At 61.3% G+C, this 17937-nt stretch carries 13 protein-coding genes; 5 read left to right on the top strand and 8 right to left on the bottom strand.

The annotated features are described in order from the left end of the window. Positions 1 to 71 precede the first annotated feature (71 nt). Both ACWF8S_RS04930 and ACWF8S_RS04925 read left to right on the top strand, forming a co-directional pair. Positions 72 to 1460, top strand: coding sequence for a YcjX family protein (locus tag ACWF8S_RS04930; protein WP_447555733.1), 1389 nt, complete (start codon positions 72 to 74; stop codon positions 1458 to 1460). Next, on the top strand, positions 1457 to 2491 hold the full coding sequence (locus ACWF8S_RS04925) for a YcjF family protein (protein WP_447555732.1): 1035 nt from the start codon (positions 1457 to 1459) through the stop codon (positions 2489 to 2491). Before ACWF8S_RS04930 ends, ACWF8S_RS04925 begins: the two co-directional genes overlap by 4 nt. A gap of 16 nt (positions 2492 to 2507) precedes the next feature. Here the strand turns inward: ACWF8S_RS04925 and ACWF8S_RS04920 are convergent, their stop codons facing one another. Further along, positions 2508 to 3305 carry an HAD family hydrolase gene (locus ACWF8S_RS04920; protein ID WP_447555731.1) on the bottom strand — a complete coding sequence of 266 codons (798 nt, stop codon included), beginning with the start codon at positions 3303 to 3305 and terminating at the stop codon, positions 2508 to 2510. Positions 3306 to 3498: 193 nt separating this feature from the next. Here ACWF8S_RS04920 and ACWF8S_RS04915 point away from each other — a divergent pair, with 193 nt between their 5' ends. Then, a complete protein-coding gene (locus ACWF8S_RS04915) occupies positions 3499 to 5439 on the top strand; it encodes an exoribonuclease II (protein ID WP_447556546.1) in 1941 nt (646 codons plus the stop codon). A gap of 100 nt (positions 5440 to 5539) precedes the next feature. Here the strand turns inward: ACWF8S_RS04915 and ACWF8S_RS04910 are convergent, their stop codons facing one another. Then, on the bottom strand, positions 5540 to 6715 hold the full coding sequence (locus ACWF8S_RS04910; protein ID WP_447555730.1) for an extracellular catalytic domain type 1 short-chain-length polyhydroxyalkanoate depolymerase: 1176 nt from the start codon (positions 6713 to 6715) through the stop codon (positions 5540 to 5542). A gap of 22 nt (positions 6716 to 6737) precedes the next feature. Next, complete coding sequence (locus ACWF8S_RS04905) at positions 6738 to 7154, bottom strand: CopG family transcriptional regulator (RefSeq protein ID WP_447555729.1); 417 nt, start codon at positions 7152 to 7154, stop codon at positions 6738 to 6740. Between the two features lie 304 nt (positions 7155 to 7458). Here ACWF8S_RS04905 and ACWF8S_RS04900 point away from each other — a divergent pair, with 304 nt between their 5' ends. Next, positions 7459 to 8580, top strand: a complete 1122-nt coding sequence (locus ACWF8S_RS04900) for a glycosyltransferase family 4 protein (protein ID WP_447555728.1) — start codon at positions 7459 to 7461, stop codon at positions 8578 to 8580. Next, entirely contained in the window at positions 8552 to 9583 is a 1032-nt protein-coding gene (locus ACWF8S_RS04895) for a lysylphosphatidylglycerol synthase transmembrane domain-containing protein (protein WP_447555727.1), read from the top strand. The genes ACWF8S_RS04900 and ACWF8S_RS04895 overlap by 29 nt, the downstream gene beginning before the upstream one ends. Positions 9584 to 9652: 69 nt before the next feature. On the opposite strand, the gene sucD is transcribed toward ACWF8S_RS04895, so the two are convergent. The 5 genes from sucD to ACWF8S_RS04870 all read right to left on the bottom strand — a co-directional run bounded on the left by sucD (position 9653) and on the right by ACWF8S_RS04870 (position 17886). After that, on the bottom strand, positions 9653 to 10525 hold the full coding sequence (sucD, locus tag ACWF8S_RS04890) for a succinate--CoA ligase subunit alpha (protein WP_447555726.1): 873 nt from the start codon (positions 10523 to 10525) through the stop codon (positions 9653 to 9655). Next, a complete protein-coding gene (gene sucC / locus ACWF8S_RS04885) occupies positions 10525 to 11691 on the bottom strand; it encodes an ADP-forming succinate--CoA ligase subunit beta (RefSeq protein WP_447555725.1) in 1167 nt (388 codons plus the stop codon). Before sucC ends, sucD begins: the two co-directional genes overlap by 1 nt. Before the next feature lie 141 nt (positions 11692 to 11832). Next, complete coding sequence (gene lpdA / locus ACWF8S_RS04880) at positions 11833 to 13272, bottom strand: dihydrolipoyl dehydrogenase (protein ID WP_447555723.1); 1440 nt, start codon at positions 13270 to 13272, stop codon at positions 11833 to 11835. Between the two features lie 136 nt (positions 13273 to 13408). Beyond that, complete coding sequence (gene odhB, locus ACWF8S_RS04875) at positions 13409 to 15013, bottom strand: 2-oxoglutarate dehydrogenase complex dihydrolipoyllysine-residue succinyltransferase (protein WP_447555722.1); 1605 nt, start codon at positions 15011 to 15013, stop codon at positions 13409 to 13411. A gap of 38 nt (positions 15014 to 15051) precedes the next feature. Next, positions 15052 to 17886: a 2-oxoglutarate dehydrogenase E1 component gene (locus ACWF8S_RS04870; RefSeq protein WP_447555721.1), complete on the bottom strand. Its 2835-nt coding sequence runs from the start codon at positions 17884 to 17886 to the stop codon at positions 15052 to 15054. Between the last annotated feature and the right edge of the window lie 51 nt (positions 17887 to 17937).

Here is a 17937-nt window from a genome sequence, read left to right as displayed (position 1 = left end):
TCGCTGACTGATAAACGCTTTGCTATGCTGGATAGCGCCACCGCCGCCCCCTTGCCCAAGGAATTGCCAGAATGCCCCAGCCGTTAAGTCGGGAGTTCAACAATCTACTCGAACGCGGCCGCGACCGACAGCTGAGGCTTGCCGTGACCGGGCTTTCCCAGGCGGGCAAGACAGCGTTTTTGACCTCGCTGGTGAATCAGTTACGCCACGCGGGGCTGGATGCCAGGCTCGACTTGCTACCCGCTGCCCGCGACGGGCGCCTGCTGGGCGCCAAGCGGCTCAATCAGCCGGATCTGGGCGTGCCGCGTTTTCCTTACGACCCGGGGATGGCCGCGCTGGATGATACCCCGCCGCGTTGGCCCGCCCCCACCCGGGGCATTAGCGAGCTTCGCCTGGAGCTTCGCTACCGGCCTGCACAAACCGGCTGGTTCACCCCCGAAACGGCGCACCTGACGCTCGATCTTTTTGACTACCCTGGGGAATGGCTTCTCGACTTGCCCCTTCTCCAGCACGACTTTCATAGCTGGAGTCAGGCGCAGTCCCTCCATCAAGGCCCGCACCGCCAGGCGCTGTTCAGCGAGTGGCTGGAGGCGGTGAAACGCCTCGACCCGGCCGCCGAAGTGGACGAGACAACCCTGGCAAATCTTTCAAGCGCCTACGCCGAGGGGTTGAAGCGCGCCAAGCAAGCCGGCTTTTCGGATCTGCAGCCAGGCAGGTTCTTGCTGCCCGGCGAGCTTGAAGATGCCCCGGTACTGCAGTTCTTCCCACTGCCGGATCTCGCCCTTTCCCGAGAAGCCCTGGAGGCACTGCCCAAGGAGAGCCTTTACGCGACGCTTGCGGCACGCTTTCGCTACTACCAGCAGCAGGTAGTACGCCCTTTCTACCGCGACCATTTCCGCCGCTTCGACCGCCAGATCGTGCTGGTGGACGTACTGGGCGCGCTCAACGCCGGTCCCGAGCGTTTCGAGGATCTTTCCAGCGCTCTGAGCCAGCTCATGCAAAGCTTCAACTACGGCAAACGCAGCCTGCTCACGCGAATGTTCGCACCGAGGATCGACCGGCTGGCGATTGCCGCCACCAAGGCCGACCACGTTACCCCCGACCAGCACGTCAACGTGGTCACACTGCTTGAAAGCCTCTTGGCCGAACCCTTGAAGGATCTGCGCTACGCCAACGTGCCGGTAAAGGCGTTTTCGCTCGCAGCCATTCGCGCCACGCAGGCCCGCGAAGTACAGGAAAACGGCAAGCGCACCCCCGCCCTTCGCGGCACCACGCTCGAGGGCGAGGACGTACTGCTCTACCCCGGCGATGTGCCCAGCCGCCTGCCCACGGTCGAGTTCTGGCAACATCAGGGGTTCGACTACCCAAGTTTTCGCCCGTTGAATCGCGAAAGCGATGCACTGGATCATATTCGGATGGACGCCGCGCTGGACTGGCTGATTGGAGACAAACTGCAATGACTTCCCCACAGCCGCGCCGCCATTTCGAGCTTGACGACACCACCTCCCCAAGAGATGAAACCCTCCGGGTGCGCGAGCGTTTCGATACCGACATGCCCGACTCGCCGCTGGCCGAGGCCGAGGAACGCGCTCTGCCCGAAGCCAACCTGGGCGCCCCGCGCAAGCGGCGCTGGGGGCTGATGTTCGCTTTAGTAGGGTTTGCAGGGCTCGGCGCGGCAGAGTTCGCCATCGGCATCCCTCAGGCCATTGCAGGCTCGGCCTGGCTCAACGTGGCGTGGCAGGCTTTCGGCCTGGGCCTGATTACCCTGGGAGCCGTCTCGCTGCTCAAGGAACTTGGCCGTCTGCGCCGGCTCAAGCGTCACGACCAGTTGCGCCTGGAACTTGCAACGCTGCCCCACTGCTCTTTTGAAAAGGCGCAGGCGCTTGCCGAAAAGCTCAGGCACCAGCTGAAACTCAGCGACGATGACCCTGACTGGCAGGCGTTCACAAGAGCGTGCCAGCCGCACCACAGCGGCGAAGAGGTCCAGACGCTTCTATGCCATCACCTGCTGGCCCCGCGGGATCGCAAGGCAAAACGACTGGTCACGCGGATGTCCGGCGAGACGGCTCTGATGGTGGCGATCAGCCCGCTGACCCTGGTGGATATGGCGCTGGTCGCCTGGCGAAGCCTGGCCATGGTCGACCGGCTTTGCCGGCTATACGGGCTGGAACTTGGCTACGCCAGCCGCCTGCGCCTTTTTCGCAATGTGCTGCACAATATGGCCTTTGCCGGCGCCAGCGAGCTGGCCACCGATGTCAGCATGGACATGCTCTCGCTGGACTTGACCGGCCGACTTTCGGCCCGGGCAGGCCAGGGGCTGGCCACCGGCCTGCTCAGCGCTCGTCTGGGGCTGCGCGCCCAGCGTCTTTGTCGACCGCTGGCCTTCACGGTGCAAGAGCAGCCCAGGCTCGCCGATCTACGTCAGGATCTCTGGCGCCAGATCAACCGCCTGGACAAGGAACCCGCCCCGACCGCCCGCCCAAGGCCCTAGCGCCTGGGCAAAACACTCAGAGACCGAAACGCTCGCGCAGAAGCTCGGCCACACCCGCCTCGCCGTGGTGACCGATTTGTCGGCCACGGCCTAGCCGGCTTGCCATTTCCGGGTGGGCGTTGACCATGAAGTGCGCCTCGCCGGCCAGTCGCAACATTTCGATATCGTTCAGGTTATCGCCAAAGGCCAGGCAGTGCTCGGCGTCGATATCAAGACGCTGCAACAGCGCTTTGAGGGCGACCCCCTTGTTGACGTTGCCGGCCATGATTTCCAACGAGTCACTGGTCGAATAGGTGACGTGCAGCGCGTCGTCACTGATATCAAGCACCTGCCTTTCGATCTGGGCAAGCGCCTCCGGTGCCCCGCCGTAAAGCACCTTGCCAATGCCTTCACACGGCATGTCCCGCGGTGGCACTACCTGGTACACAAACCCCGTGGCGGCGTGCATGGACAAATGGCTCGGGGATTCTGAATCGATATACCAGGCATCATCCAGATAAAGGCTCAGGCGCACATTGGCCGGGCGCGGCAGATCGATCAGGGCACGGGCCTTGTCGGGTGCGACGTGATTGGCATCGAGCAGGTTATCCTCACAGTCGTGGGTGTAGGCACCGTTGCTGCTGATCAGGTGCACGGGTACCCCAAGCTCATCGCGAAACACCCGCATATCCAGGTAGTGGCGGCCCGAGGCCAGCGCCAGGTGGTGGCCCTGCTCGTTGAGTGCGCGCAGCACCTCGATGGTACTGTCATGCAGCGTGTGATCGCTTCCTAGAAGCGTTCCATCCAGGTCGGAAACAATCAATCGAGGGGCCATCGCACGCTCCTTGTCCGTATACATCGCGTTCCAAATGGGTGGTTTTGATCAGCGTGTCAGCTTAACCGATTAATTAAAGCGCGGCTAAGTCATTGACCTTGTGAATACGGCATCACTTCGCCGGGCCGGGTAATTGGCGCGGTGGGCGGGAATCCGTATAGTGGCAGGCTACCCTCGCCAACTGATTGAACTCATGCTGCAAAATAACTCCGTGCTTGCCCAGCTCAAGCAACAGATTCGTGACACCACGCCCCGCGCCGAAGGGGTGATCAAGGCCACCGAAAAAGGCTTCGGCTTTCTGGAAACCGATGGTGGCGACTCCTATTTCGTACCGCCGCCCGCCATGAAGCAGGTCATTCACGGTGATCGCGTCGAAGCGGTGATCCATGAAAACGGCGACAAGAAGTCCGTCGAGCCGGAAAAACTGATCGAAGCCGGGCTCGACCGCTTCGTGGCGCGCGTGCAAAAGCGCGAAGACCGTCTGGCGGTGGTACCGGACCACCCCTCGATTCGCAACGTCATCAAATCGCGCATCAAGAATAGCCTGGACGAATCGAGCATCAGTGACGGCGACTGGGTCGTGGCCCGCCTGGTGCGCCACCCGCTGAAAGAGAACGACCGCGGCTTTTTTGCCCAGATCGACGAGCTGGTGGCCAAGGCCGACAACCCGGCCGTGCCCTGGCGCGTCACGCTTGCCCGTCACGCCCTGGAGCAGGCAAGCCCTGAAGCCGGCAGCGACTGGCCGCTACGCGATGAAGGCCTGACCCGTGAAGATCTCACCGCCGAGCCCTTCTTTACCATCGACAGCGAAAAGACCCGCGACATGGACGACGCCCTTCGCGTCACCACTCGCGAAGACGGCGGCTGGGATCTCTGCGTGGCGATCGCCGACCCCACCGCCTATGTCGACGAAGCGCACGCGGCGGACCTGGAAGCGCGCGTACGTGCGTTTACCGTCTACCTGCCGGGCCAGAACGTGACCATGCTGCCCGAGCAGCTGGCGGACGATCTATGCTCGCTGTGGGAAGGCAAGTCCCGCCCAGCACTGGCCTGCACACTGACCATCCACGCCGACGGCAGCCTGGGCGACTACCGCTTCTTCGCCGCCAACGTGCAGTCCCACGCCAAGCTCGCCTACGACCGGGTTTCCGACTGGATCGACGGTGAAGGCGACTGGGCACCGGCAGACAACATCGCCGAGCAGCTCAAGGCTCTTCAGGCGCTGACCGAGGCGCGCACCGCCTGGCGCAACGAGCATGCGCTGGTCTTCAAGGATCGTCCGGACTACGTGTTCGAACTCGACGAAGTGGGTAACGTGCTGGCGATCAACACCGAAGAGCGCCGCATCGCCAACCGCATGATCGAAGAGTCGATGATTGCCGCCAACGCCTGCTGCGCGGATTTTCTCGCCACCCACACCGGCCACGGCATCTTCAACGTTCACCGCGCATTCGAACCGGAGAAAGCCGAAGCCGCTCAGGAGTTCCTGGCCGGTCAGGACGTTCAGGTGGAGCTTCAGGCTCTCACCGAGCTCAGCCACTACAAGGAGCTCAAGCGCGCGCTCGAGAGCCGTGACGATGCCTGGCTCGACGCTCGTCTGCGCCGCTTCCAGGGTTTTACCAGCATGTCCGCCCAGCCCGGCCCGCACTTTGGCCTGGGGCTGGCCGCCTACGCCACCTGGACCTCGCCGATTCGCAAGTACGGCGACATGGTCAACCACCGCTTGATCAAGCGCGTGCTCAAGGGCGAGCAGGCCCCGGCGGAAGCAAGCCAGGCGCTCACTGAACAGCTCACCGAACGCCGCCGCCTGAACCGCATGGCCGAGCGCGACGTGAAAGACTGGCTCTACGTACGCTACCTGACCCCGGCCGCCCAGAACCAGGAGTCGTTCGATGCCGAAATCATGGCCATCAATCGCGGCGGCATGCGGGTACGCCTGACAGCCAACGGCGCCACGGCGTTCGTGCCCGCCCCCTTGATGCACAGCGACCGCGACAAGGTGGTCATCGACGACAAGGAGGGGCGTATCCAGATCGAAGGCGAAGAGCGTTACAAGCTGGGAGACGCGCTACGCGTGGCACTGGTGGAAGCCCGCGAAGAGACCCGCTCGCTGGTGGCCAAACCCGCCGAGTAAGACAGCATCGGTTCTTGAACAAAGCCGCGGTGTCTAAAGACGCCGCGGCTTTTTTATACACCAACCCCCGGGTACTGCTTACCCCCTCACGCTTTACCCTTCACGCCCTTTCCAAACGATGCTGCCAGAAAAAGCGCAGCATCTCCTGGGAGGCGTCGGGCCCTTTGGGGTCGGTATAGCTACCCTGCGTGCTGCCGCCCGCCCAGGCGTGGCCGGCGCCGTGGATACGCCACTGCTCCAGGCGCGCCGCTCCCTGGTCATCGCGATAAACCGTGCGCGTGTAGCGGTGGCCGCCGGTAACTTGGCCGGGTTGTGCGGCGCCGCGCCCGCCTTTCACTGCCACGTACTGCGCCGCCACGCGCTCGGCGTTGTTCAAGTGTACGGTGGTGTCGCGGTCGCCATGAAAGATGATGGCCGGCACCCGCGAGGCAAGGCCATCCTGCGCACCGTTCGGTATCGACTTGCCACCCTGCATGGCGGCCAGCGCATCAGGCAGGCTCTTGGCCACGCCGTGGGGCAGCCCGGAATGCACGCCGACGGCGGCGAAAAGATCCGGGTAGGTCATTGCAAGCGTTGTCGCCATGGCGCCACCCGCCGAGAGCCCGGCCACATACACTCGCGTGGCATCGAGACCGTGGGTTTGCAGCACCTGGCGCGTCAGGCCCGCCAGGATTTCGGGCTCACCACCTTCGCGCTGCTGGTCGCTTGCCTTGAACCAGTTCCAGCATTTCGAGGTGTTGGCGCTTTGCGGCTGGGCCGGGTAGAGCACGCAGAAGGTTTGCGCCTCGGCCAGCGCGTTCATTTGGGTGCCGGCGGCGAAATCATCCGGGTGCTGGGTACAGCCGTGGAGCATGACGACCAGGGGCAACGCCTGGCCGTGGTAGCCGCTGGGCATATAGAGCTTATAGTTACGAGTACCGGCGCGGTTGCTGAAGCTACCCGCGGTGAAGGCCCCGGGGCTGGGTGTCTCGTTCTCTGCCGTGGTCGGCTGCGCCCGCGCGGCCGTTTGAAAGCCCGCCCACTGATCGCGAAAGCGAAAGCCCTGGCGCTTGTGCCCCGCCCCTGGCGAGTCCGATGTGAACGCCGAAAACGTCTTCTCACCGACCGTCTCGCAGGTACTCTCGAACACATTGCCCTGCTGGGCAGGCGTCGGCGTGTCGTGATGCTCGGGCGCCGAGTCCTGGCCCTGCAACATCTGCATGGCTTCAGTCAGCTTTCCGGCGCGGGTAAGCCGCGTCGCTTCTTGCATTCTTTGAATCTGGGTGGCGTCGATCATTATCAATGCCCTCGTCAGTACATCAGTGGATGCGGCCTGCCAGGGCGGCCTTGACCGCCTTGCTTGCATGAAGGGCGCCGAGTACCACGACGGATTCGATCGTCGCGGCGGCCAGCTCAGGTGTTACATCGTCGTCGATCGTGGCCATCCCCAGCACCTGGATCTGCAGGGTTTCGCCTGCCGCCTGCAACGCTTCAAGATCCAAACGGCTGTAACGTTCAAGCCCCAGCACGAATGCCTTTCGCGATACGGTTTCCTTGACCACTTCGGCATGGCTTGCCAGTTGATTGCGTATGGCCGTGCGAATCAGATCGGTCCGGTTGGAGTAAAAGCCTTCCTGAACCAGCAGATCGATCTGGCCCAGGTCAACGACGCCGAGGTTGATCGTGATTTTCTCATTGGTATCGCCTGGCTTGCGGCGCAGTTCATGTACGCTCATGGGGACTCCTGGTGGGTGAATGGAAAGGGCGACCGAGGCATTTCGAAAATTCGCATTCCTGAACCGAACGGAATCCATATAACATCCATAAACCATCCATATGGATGTTATATTAGACACTATTGACCAGTAAGCAAGGTATTTACTTTCATCCAGGGCGCGTTACCACACTCATTACCTATCAAGCAGGTGACATGTGTTCAAGGTCTCACCCAGCATCAGGCGCAAACTCCGCATTGTCGTATAACTGACTTATTTCTTGTCTATGGTGATCCGATGACACTTGCGTGGCACGGAGATGACCTTGCATATTGCCGATATCACCATGTTTCACGCCCCGGCCAGCGGCGGCGTGCGCACCTACCTTCAGGCCAAGCATCGCGTTCTGCGCAAGGCCCGCGTACGAACCAGCCTGCTCGTCCCCGGCGCCGAGCGCGACAGTCTCGGTGAGCACCATACGCTACCGGCGCTACGTCTACCCTTGGGCCAGGGTTACCGTTTTCCTTTGCGCGGCGCGCCCTGGCGCGATGCTCTAGTCAGCCTGTCACCCACGCTTATCGAGGCGGGTGATCCTTACGTCACCGCCTGGGCCGCGCTCGACGCCGGCCAGCAGCTGGGGGTGCCGGTAGTCGGGTTCTATCACTCGGACCTGCCCCACCTGATGGGTGACCGCTTCGGACGTCATGTACGCAACCGCCTGATTCGCTATGTGGCCGATCTTTATCGGCGCTTCGATAGCGTGCTTGCCCCCTGTCACGCCATGGCCAACCGGCTTGATGAGTGGGGCGTGAACAACGTACGCGTTCAGCCGCTGGGCGTGGATCTTGAGCAGTTCCACCCCCGCCACCTTGATCCGGGCCTGCGACAACGCCTGGGGATCGCCGGCCATAAGCGCCTGCTGATTTTTGTCGGGCGCTATTCCCGGGAGAAAAATATCGATGTCCTGCTGGCCACCATGAAACGCCTGGGGCCTGACTACCACCTGCTTTTGATGGGCCCGGGCATGCCTGCCCGTGTGCCGGATAACGTGACCGTCATCAGCCGCTGCTGCGGGGTACACGAAGTCGCCACAGCGCTGGCCAGCAGCGATGCCCTGCTTCATGCCGGCACCCGGGAAACGTTTGGGCTGATTGCCCAGGAAGCGATGGCCAGCGGCCTGCCGGTCATAGGCGCCCGGGCCGGCGCCCTCATCGAAAACGTGCCGCTGGGCGGCGGCATTCTATGCCCACCGCTGGACCCAAACGCCATGGCCGAAGCCTGCAGCGCGCTGTTCAGCAACGATATCGCCGCCAGCGGCCGCTATGCGCGCCACTTTGTGGAGCGCCAGTTCAGCTGGGACGCTGTCATCGGCAACCTGCTTGAGCACTACCAGACGCTTGACCCAAGTGAGCCGGCCGATGCCCTCCCCAAGCCTTACACGCTGTAACGCCCGACATCGTTTGCGTCCCCTGCACGGGATACTGCTACTCGCCGCTCTGGCCGCCCCGCTTCTACTGCTGGCGCTTTCCGGTGGACGTGAGGCACTGCTTCATGTTCGGGCATTTCCGATAAGCCTTCTGGGGTTGATGCTGTGCGTTGCCGCTCTTTGTTGGAACATCAACGCCTTGAGGCTTCGCCTGATGCTTGGCGGGCGCGCCGGGACGCTGGGGCAGGCCAATGCGCTGGGTATCGAGCTTGCTGCCAAGTTCGCGCTGTGCGCCACGCCAGGCGGCAGCGGCGGGCCTGTCACGCTTCTGGCGCTGCTTGCCCAGCGCGGCGTTCCCCCGGCCAAGGGAACGGCGATGTTTCTGATCGACCAGGGGTGCGATTCACTGTTCTTTGTGACGATGCTCGGCGTGGCCGTAGGCGTGACATTGACAAGCGATACCCAGTGGCCCCATCAGGGGTTGATTCAGGCAGCGCTCGTTGGTCTGGGTCTGCTGCTGGTCAGTACCGCACTGGCAATATGCTATCTGCCTGCGCTTTTACGTCTGCGTCCGATATGGCCCCTGAGCGCGGCCAAGAGACGCTGGCTAGTTCGACGCCTTCTGCGCTGCCGCTACGCGTTGCAGGTCACCCTTCGCCTGCCGCGACCGGTGCTTGCCGGCATCCTGCTTCTTACCGCGCTGCACTGGCTCTTGCGTTACAGCCTGCTCTACCTGGCTGTGCTCGGCGTCGGGGCACAGGCAGACTGGCTCTGGACCTTTCTCATTCAGATGCTGGCGATGGCGGCCAGCCAGCTAAGCTTTCTACCCGGCGGCGCAGGGGCGGCAGAACTTGGCGTGGGAGGCATGCTGCTGCCCTTGATGGCACCCGAGCAGGTCGGCGCGGCAGTACTGATATGGCGGCTGGTGACCTATCACCTCTACCTGGCGGTAGGTGCGCCGCTTTTCATTCTTCTGGGCTCGCGCTGGCTGAAAGCGCGTCGCTCAGACGTCAGACACACCTGACGCCAGGCATAAAAAAAGAGCACCCGAAGGTGCTCTTTTGACACGTACGCTTGCAGCAAGCGCTTGTGCTTACCAGCCAGTGGCTTCTTTCAACGCGTCGCCGATCTCGGCCAGAGAGCGCACGGTCTTGACGCCGGCGTCTTCCAGGGCGGCAAACTTCTCGTCAGCGGTGCCTTTACCACCGGAGATGATGGCACCGGCGTGGCCCATACGCTTGCCAGGAGGTGCAGTGACACCGGCAATGTAGGAAACCACGGGCTTGGAGACGTGATCCTTGATGTAGGCCGCGGCTTCTTCTTCTGCCGTGCCACCGATCTCGCCGATCATGACGATCGCTTCGGTTTTCGGGTCTTTTTCGAACATCTCCAGGATGTCGATGAAGTTGGAACCCGGAATCGGGTCGCCGCCGATGCCCACACAGGTAGATTGGCCGAAACCGTGATCGGTAGTCTGCTTCACGGCTTCATAGGTCAGCGTGCCCGAACGTGAGACGATGCCCACACGGCCCGGCTGGTGGATATGGCCCGGCATGATGCCGATCTTGCTTTCGCCCGGGGTGATGACGCCGGGGCAGTTCGGGCCGATCAGGCGAACGCCCAGCTCGTCGCATTTTACTTTCGCTTCGAGCATGTCAAGAGTAGCGATGCCTTCGGTAATGCAGACAATCAGCTTGATGCCGGCATTGGCGGCTTCAAGAATCGAGTCTTTACAAAACGGCGCGGGCACGTAGATCACGCTGGCTTCGGCACCGGTTTTCTCGACTGCTTCCAGCACGGTGTTGAAGACCGGAAGGCCCAGATGCGTCTGGCCGCCCTTGCCCGGGGTGACACCGCCGACCATCTGCGTGCCGTAGGCGATCGCCTGCTCGGAGTGGAACGTGCCCTGGCCACCGGTGAACCCTTGGCAGATGACCTTGGTGTTCTTGTCGATCAGGATGCTCATTACTTGCCCTCCGCTGCTTTGACAACCTGCTGAGCCGCGTCGGTCAGACTGGTGGCAGCGATGATGTTCAGACCGCTGGACGCCAGTTTTTCAGCGCCCAGCTCGGCGTTGTTACCTTCAAGACGTACAACGACCGGCACGTTGACACCGACCTGTTCAACGGCGCCGATGATGCCTTCCGCGATCATGTCGCAGCGCACGATGCCACCGAAGATGTTGACCAGCACGGCCTTCACGTTGTCGTCGGACAAAATGATCTTGAACGCTTCGGCTACGCGCTCTTTGGTCGCACCGCCGCCTACGTCAAGGAAGTTGGCCGGTTTGCCGCCGGACAGGTTGACAATGTCCATGGTGCCCATGGCAAGGCCAGCACCGTTGACCATGCAGCCGATGTTGCCATCGAGTGCGACGTAGTTGAGTTCCCACTTCGCCGCGTCGGCTTCACGCTGATCTTCCTGAGAAGGATCGCGCATGGCCTGCAGGTCCGGGTGACGATACAGCGCGTTGCTGTCAAGACCCAGCTTGGCATCGAGGCAATGCAGATTGCCTTCTTCGGTGATGACCAGCGGGTTGATTTCCAGAAGTGCCAGATCCTTGTCGTGGAACAGCTTGGAAAGTCCCAGGAAGATCTTGGTGAACTGCTTGATCTGGTCGCCTTCAAGGCCCAGTTTGAAGGCCAGTTCACGTGCCTGGTAGGGCTGCGCGCCGACCAGCGGGTCGATTTCGGCTTTCAGGATCTTTTCCGGCGTCTGCTCGGCCACCGTCTCGATCTCGACACCCCCTTCGGTCGAGGCCATGAAGACCACGCGACGGGTAGTACGGTCGACCACGGCACCCAGATACAGCTCGTCGGCGATATCGGTGCAGGTCTCAACCAGGATCTTGGCAACCGGCTGACCTTTTTCGTCAGTCTGGTAGGTCACCAGGTTCTTGCCCAGCCACTGCTCGGCGAAGGTTTTCGCTTCGGCCGGATCCTTGATCAGCTTGACACCGCCTGCTTTACCACGGCCGCCTGCGTGCACCTGGGCCTTAACGACCCACATGTTGCCGCCGATCTTCTTGCAGGCTTCTACTGCTTCTTCGGGAGTGTCCACGGCGAAGCCCTTGGACACCGGCAAACCATAATCAGCAAACAGCTGTTTGCCTTGATACTCGTGAAGGTTCATCGATTCATGCCATTGGTTGCATGTGACTCGAACGATGATCAGTGCCGGGCACTGATCATCCCCGTGCTTACGCCCCGACGGTCAAGCGTGCCGGGGCGAAAGGATTGCGCCACCCAAAGGTGGCGCTTGGTTGTTGCTGAATTACTTGCGCTTCTTGCGGTTCGCCATGTGAATGGCGTGACCTTCCACGGCCAGCGCCGCTTCGTGAACCGCTTCTGACATGGTGGGGTGAGCGTAGCAGGTCAACGCCAGATCTTCAGCGCTTGAACCAAACTCCATGGCAATCACACCCTGAGCGATCAGCTCGCCTGCGTGCTGACCCACGATGTGTACGCCCAGGATACGGTCGGTCTCGGCATCGGCGATGATCTTGGCACTACCTTCCGTGGCGTTGTTCGCCATGGCGCGGCCGCTGGCGGCAAAGGGGAAGGTGCCGGTCTTGACTTCGATACCCTTGGCCTTGGCGTCCTGTTCGGTCATGCCGACCCAGGCCACTTCCGGCGAGGTGTAGATGACACACGGAATGGCGTCGTAGTTCATCTCGGCTTTATGGCCGGCGATGATGTCCGCCACCATGATGCCCTCTTCCGAGGCCTTGTGCGCCAGCATCTGGCCCCGTACGCAATCGCCGATGGCGTAGATGCCCGGCACGTTGGTGCGGCACTGGTCGTCCACGAAGATGAAGCCGCGCTCGTCAAGCTCGATGCTCACACCCTTGGCAATCACGCCTTCAGTGTAAGGACGACGGCCCACACACACGATCAGCTTGTCAAAAGTGATTTCCTGCTCGCCTTCGCCGTCGGTGTACTTCACGACGACTTCATTGTCCTTCTGCTCGGACCCTGTCACGCGTGCGCCGAGCCTGATGTCCAGGCCCTGCTTCTTGAGAAGCTTCTGGGTATCCTTGGCCACGGTGCCATCGACCATGGGCAGGAAGGTGTCCATCGCCTCGAGCACGGTGACCTCAGAGCCCAGACGGTTCCAGACACTGCCCAATTCCAGACCGATGACGCCGGCGCCGATCACGCCCAGACGCTTCGGCGCCTCAGAAAATTCAAGCGCGCCGGTGGAATCGACGATCAGGTCTTCCGTCAGCGGGGTGGGCGGAATTTCGACCGGCACCGAGCCCGCGGCGATGACGATATTATCGGCATCATACTGGGTGGTGTTGTTATCCAGGTCGGTCACTTCCACCTGATTGTTGGAAACCACTTTACCGGTTCCCTCGATCGCGGTGACGCCGTTGGCCTTGAAAAGCCCGGAGATACCGCCGGTGAGGTTTTTAACGATTCTGTCTTTACGGGCCATCATCTTGGTGACGTCCATGCTGACGTCACCCGCCTGAATACCCAGGTCGTCGAACTCGTGCTTGGCTTCGTCAAACTTGTGCGAGGCCTCGAGCAGCGCCTTGGAAGGAATACAGCCCACGTTCAGGCAGGTGCCGCCGTGAACCACGTTGCCTTCCTTGCCAATCCACTTTTCCACACAGGCCACTTTCAGCCCAAGCTGGGCCGCGCGAATGGCAGCGACATAGCCACCGGGGCCGGCACCGATAACGATTACATCAAACTTGTCAGCCATATTGGCTCCTTTCGCTTGGTTACCTTCTGCCCTGATTAAAACAGAGACAAAAGGCCGTGTGCGATAACATGAAACGTCTGAACTAGAACTCTGGGTCAAACCGCCGGGCGTCAGTCTCGCCCGGCGGTCTGGCTCGTCATACGTCCAGCAGCAGGCGCGCCGGATCTTCCAGCAGTTCCTTGATGGTGACCAGGAACTGTACCGCGTCCTTACCGTCGATCATGCGGTGATCATAAGAAAGCGCCAGGTACATCATCGGACGAATTTCGACCTTGCCGTTCACCGCCATGGGGCGCTCCTGGATCTTGTGCATACCCAGAATGGCCGTCTGCGGCGGGTTGATGATCGGCGTGGAGAGCAGCGAGCCGAAGATACCGCCGTTGGTGATGGTAAAGGTACCGCCCTGCATTTCATCGATGCCGAGCTTGCCGTCACGCGCACGCTTGCCGAAATCGACGATGCCTTTCTCGACATCGGCAATCTTCATGGCGTCGGTATCGCGCAGTACCGGAACCACCAGGCCACGGTCGGTGGAAACGGCCACACCGATATCCTGGTAGCCGTGGTAGACGATCTCTTCGCCGTCGATCGAGGCGTTGACGTCCGGGAAGCGCTTGAGCGCTTCAGAAGCGGCCTTGACGAAGAAGCCCATGAAGCCAAGCTTGGTGTCGTGGGCCTTCTGGAAGGTGTCCTTGTACTGCGCGCGCAGGTTCATGACTGCGCCCATGTCCACTTCATTGTACGTGGTGAGCATGGCGGCGGTTTGCTGCGCCTGTACCAGACGCTTGGCGATGGTCTTGCGCAGGCGTGTCATGGGTACGCGCTTCTCGGCGCGCTCGCCTTCAGAAGCCGCCGGTGCCGCGGCGGCTTTTGCCGGTGCAGAAGAGGACGACTTGGCCGTTTTCTTGGCGCTGCCGTCTTTCACGGCTTTCTGAACGTCTTCCTTCAGGATACGTCCGCCCTTGCCGGTGCCTTCGATCTTGGAAACGTCGAGATCGTGCTCGGCGACCATCTTGCGGGCCGCCGGGGCGAGGATCTTGTCGCCCACTTTCTCATCGCCACCTTCGTCGTCACTGCCGCTGTCGGCCTGCTTGGACTCGGTGCTGCCTTCGCTCTGACCGCTGTCGCTACCGCCGCCTTCGGTGAAGGTGGCCAGTACTGCTTCCGACTCGACCTGGCTGCCTTCTTCGGCCTTGATTTCGGCAAGCGCGCCGTCCGCCGGTGCCACGACCTCCAGCACCACCTTGTCAGTCTCGATGTCGGCCAGCACTTCGTCACGCTTGACTGCTTCGCCGACCTTCTTGTGCCACGTGGCGACAGTGCCTTCCTGAATCGATTCGGGGAAGCTTGGCGCTTTCACGTCATGCTGCTTGCCGCCACCGGCCTTGGGTGCTTCCTTCGCGGTCTCTTTTTCACCGTCGTCTTCTTTCTCGGCCTTCTCGGACGTCTCGCCGGAAGAGGCCTTTTCTTCGCCCTCATCGGACTTGGCGCTGCCGCCGCCGCTGGCTTCACCGATCTTGCCCAGCACCTGCTCGGACTGCACCGTGTCGCCCTCTTCGGCCATCACCTCGGACAGCGTGCCCGCTTCCGGTGCGACAACTTCAAGAACCACCTTGTCGGTTTCGATCTCAACAATCAGCTCGTCGCGTTCAACGCTGTCACCCGGCTTCTTGTGCCATGCGGCTACCGTGCCTTCGGCAACGGATTCCGGAAAGGTTGGCGCTTTGATATCAGTAGCCATGTCATTTCCCTTATAGGTTCTTTAAACCCGGTGGGCGCTTATAAATTGAAAGCGTCTTCCACCAGCTGGCGCTGCTGTTCAGTGTGGACGGACATGTAACCTGCCGCGGGTGCCGCAGAGGCCGGACGTCCTGCAAATTTCAATTCGCGGCCAAAGCCGTTATTGAGCATATCAGCCACGATCCGCATGTGGTGCTGGCTGGAGTACCAGGCCCCCTGGTTCTGCGGCTCTTCCTGACACCACACGATATCTTCCACGTTGGCATACGCCTGAAGCACTTCCAGAAGCTCTTCTTTGGGGAAGGGGTAAAGCTGTTCCAGGCGAATAATGGCCGTGTCGTTGCGCTCGTACTCGTCGCGCCAGTTGGCGAGATCGTAGTAGACCTTGCCGGAGCAGAGGATGACGCGCGTCACCTCGTCGGCAGATCCTTCCGCCTGATCCGGCAGTACCATCTGGAACTTGCCCTCGGCCAGGTCTTCAAGGCTGGATACCGCTTCCTTGTGACGCAGCAGCGACTTGGGCGACATGATGATCAGAGGCTTTCTCAGCGGACGAATCACCTGGCGACGCAGCAGATGGAAGATCTGTGCGGGCGTGGTGGGTACGCATACCTGCATGTTGTGCTCGGCACACATCTGCAAGAAGCGCTCAAGACGCGCCGACGAGTGCTCGGGGCCCTGGCCTTCGTAGCCGTGCGGAAGCAGCATGGTCAAGCCGCAAAGCCTTCCCCACTTGGTTTCACCGGAAGAGATGAACTGATCCACCACCACCTGGGCACCGTTGAAGAAGTCGCCGAACTGCGCTTCCCAGACCACCAGATCGTTGGGCGCGGTCGTGGAATAGCCGTACTCGAAGGCCAACACGGCTTCTTCCGAAAGGATCGAGTCGTGAATGGTGAAGCGCGGCTGACCGTCGGCGATGTGCTGAAGCGGCACGTAGGTGGTGCCGTCTTTCTGATTGTGGATGACGGCGTGGCGGTGCGAGAACGTGCCACGACCCACATCCTGGCCGGTGATACGAATGGGATGGCCCTGGTCGAGCAGCGTGGCGTAGGCCAGCGTTTCGGCAAAGCCCCAGTTGAGCCCCATGCCGCCGGCCTGCATCTTGCGGCGGTCTTCGTAGATCTTGGAGACCTGACGCTGCACGTCCACCCCGTCAGGGATGTCGCACATCTTCGCGGCCAGCTGCTGCAGGCGCTTCATGTCGACGGTGGTGTCGGCATCGCCGGACCACTCGTGACCCAGATAAGGCGCCCAGTCGACGAACAGCGACTTGTTGGGCTCCTGCACCAGCGCATTGGCCACGTGGTTCCCGGCGACCAGATCGTCACGGTAGGTTTCCACCATCGCCTTGGCATCGTCTTCGGAGAGCACGCCCTGCTCGACCAGGCGCTTTGCGTACAGCGTGCGTGACGAAGCGTGATCCTTGATCTTGGCGTACATCAGCGGCTGGGTGCCGGAGGGCTCGTCAGCTTCGTTGTGACCACGACGACGGTAGCAGACCAGATCGATCACCACGTCCTTCTTGAACTGCTGACGGTAATCGAGCGCCACCTGCGTTGCGTGGATCACCGCGTCCGGGTCGTCGCCGTTGACATGAAAAATCGGCGCCTGAACCATCTTGGCGATATCGGTACAGTATTCGGTCGAGCGTGCATCCAGCGGGTTCGAGGTCGTGAAACCCACTTGGTTGTTGATCACGATATGCACCGTGCCGCCGGTCTTGTAGGCACGGGTCTGGGACATCTGGAATGTCTCCATGACCACACCTTGACCTGCAAAGGCTGCATCGCCATGCACGTTGATGGGCAGTACCTTGTCACCATCCGGATCGTTGCGGCGGTCTTGACGCGCGCGTACGGAGCCTTCAACCACGGGGGCCACGATTTCCAGGTGCGACGGGTTGAACGACATGGCCAGGTGCACTTCGCCACCCGGTGACATGACGTTCGAGCTGAAGCCCTGGTGATACTTCACGTCACCCGAACCGCGCTCGATGACCTTCTTGCCGTCGAACTCGTCGATCAGCTCCGCCGGGTTCTTGCCCAGGATGTTGACCAGCAGGTTGAGACGCCCGCGGTGCGCCATGCCGATCACGACTTCCTTGGTGCCATAACCGCCGGCGCGCTGAATCAGCTCGTCCATCATCGGAACGAAACTTTCGCCACCTTCCAGGCCAAAGCGCTTGGTACCCGGATACTTGGACGCCAGGTAGTTCTCGAGACCTTCCGCTGCCGTCATGCGCTCGAGTACGTGCTTGCGCACCTCGTCGCTGAACTTGGGCGCACTGCGCACCGACTCGAACCGGCGCTGCAGCCAGCGCTTTTCTTCGGTATCGACGATGTGCATGATCTCGCAACCGATCGAGCGGCAGTATGTCTGCTCAAGGGCTTCGACGATGTCACGCAGCGGGGCCTTGTCGATGCCCAGGAAGAAAGAACCGGTCTGGAATTCGGTATCGAGATCCGCTTTGGAAAGCTGGTGAAAGGACAGATCAAGATCCGGAACGGGGGTAGGATTACGCAGACCCAGCGGGTCGATATCCGCCTTCTGATGACCACGAAAGCGATATGCGTTGATCAACTGCAGGACTTTCACCTGCTTTTTGTTCTCACCACTGTCGGCCTGGGCAACACCCTGGCCTGGACGGCTTTCGCGTCCTAGCTGGTAGAACTGATCACGAACGGGGCTAAGTGGAACATCGTGGGAGGCACTGCCTTCAGGACGGGGCAGCTCGTCAAAATAGCGGCGCCATTCATCAGGGACAGAATCGGGATCGTCAAGGTACTGCTCGTAAAGCGCTTCCACGTAGTGAACATTGCCGCCACTAACGTGAGAGGAACGCCACATCAACTCCATTATGCCTTGTTGCATCTCTCGGTCACCCTACACTGATGGGGTGGTATCGGCATCACTGCAAAACGC

This window comes from Vreelandella xerophytica (assembly GCF_968048975.1).
This window is presented reverse-complemented; position numbering and strand designations above follow the sequence as displayed.

Bases quoted from the DNA above. Each gene is read 5' to 3' on its own strand.
- ACWF8S_RS04930 (WP_447555733.1), top strand. From the start codon at position 72: ATGCCCCAGCCGTTAAGTCGGGAGTTCAACAATCTACTCGAACGCGGC.
- ACWF8S_RS04925 (WP_447555732.1), top strand. From the start codon at position 1,457: ATGACTTCCCCACAGCCGCGCCGCCATTTCGAGCTTGACGACACCACC.
- ACWF8S_RS04920 (WP_447555731.1), bottom strand. From the start codon at position 3,305: ATGGCCCCTCGATTGATTGTTTCCGACCTGGATGGAACGCTTCTAGGA.
- ACWF8S_RS04915 (WP_447556546.1), top strand. From the start codon at position 3,499: ATGCTGCAAAATAACTCCGTGCTTGCCCAGCTCAAGCAACAGATTCGT.
- ACWF8S_RS04910 (WP_447555730.1), bottom strand. From the start codon at position 6,715: ATGATCGACGCCACCCAGATTCAAAGAATGCAAGAAGCGACGCGGCTT.
- ACWF8S_RS04905 (WP_447555729.1), bottom strand. From the start codon at position 7,154: ATGAGCGTACATGAACTGCGCCGCAAGCCAGGCGATACCAATGAGAAA.
- ACWF8S_RS04895 (WP_447555727.1), top strand. From the start codon at position 8,552: ATGCCCTCCCCAAGCCTTACACGCTGTAACGCCCGACATCGTTTGCGT.
- sucD (WP_447555726.1), bottom strand. From the start codon at position 10,525: ATGAGCATCCTGATCGACAAGAACACCAAGGTCATCTGCCAAGGGTTC.
- sucC (WP_447555725.1), bottom strand. From the start codon at position 11,691: ATGAACCTTCACGAGTATCAAGGCAAACAGCTGTTTGCTGATTATGGT.
- lpdA (WP_447555723.1), bottom strand. From the start codon at position 13,272: ATGGCTGACAAGTTTGATGTAATCGTTATCGGTGCCGGCCCCGGTGGC.
- odhB (WP_447555722.1), bottom strand. From the start codon at position 15,013: ATGGCTACTGATATCAAAGCGCCAACCTTTCCGGAATCCGTTGCCGAA.
- ACWF8S_RS04870 (WP_447555721.1), bottom strand. From the start codon at position 17,886: ATGCAACAAGGCATAATGGAGTTGATGTGGCGTTCCTCTCACGTTAGT.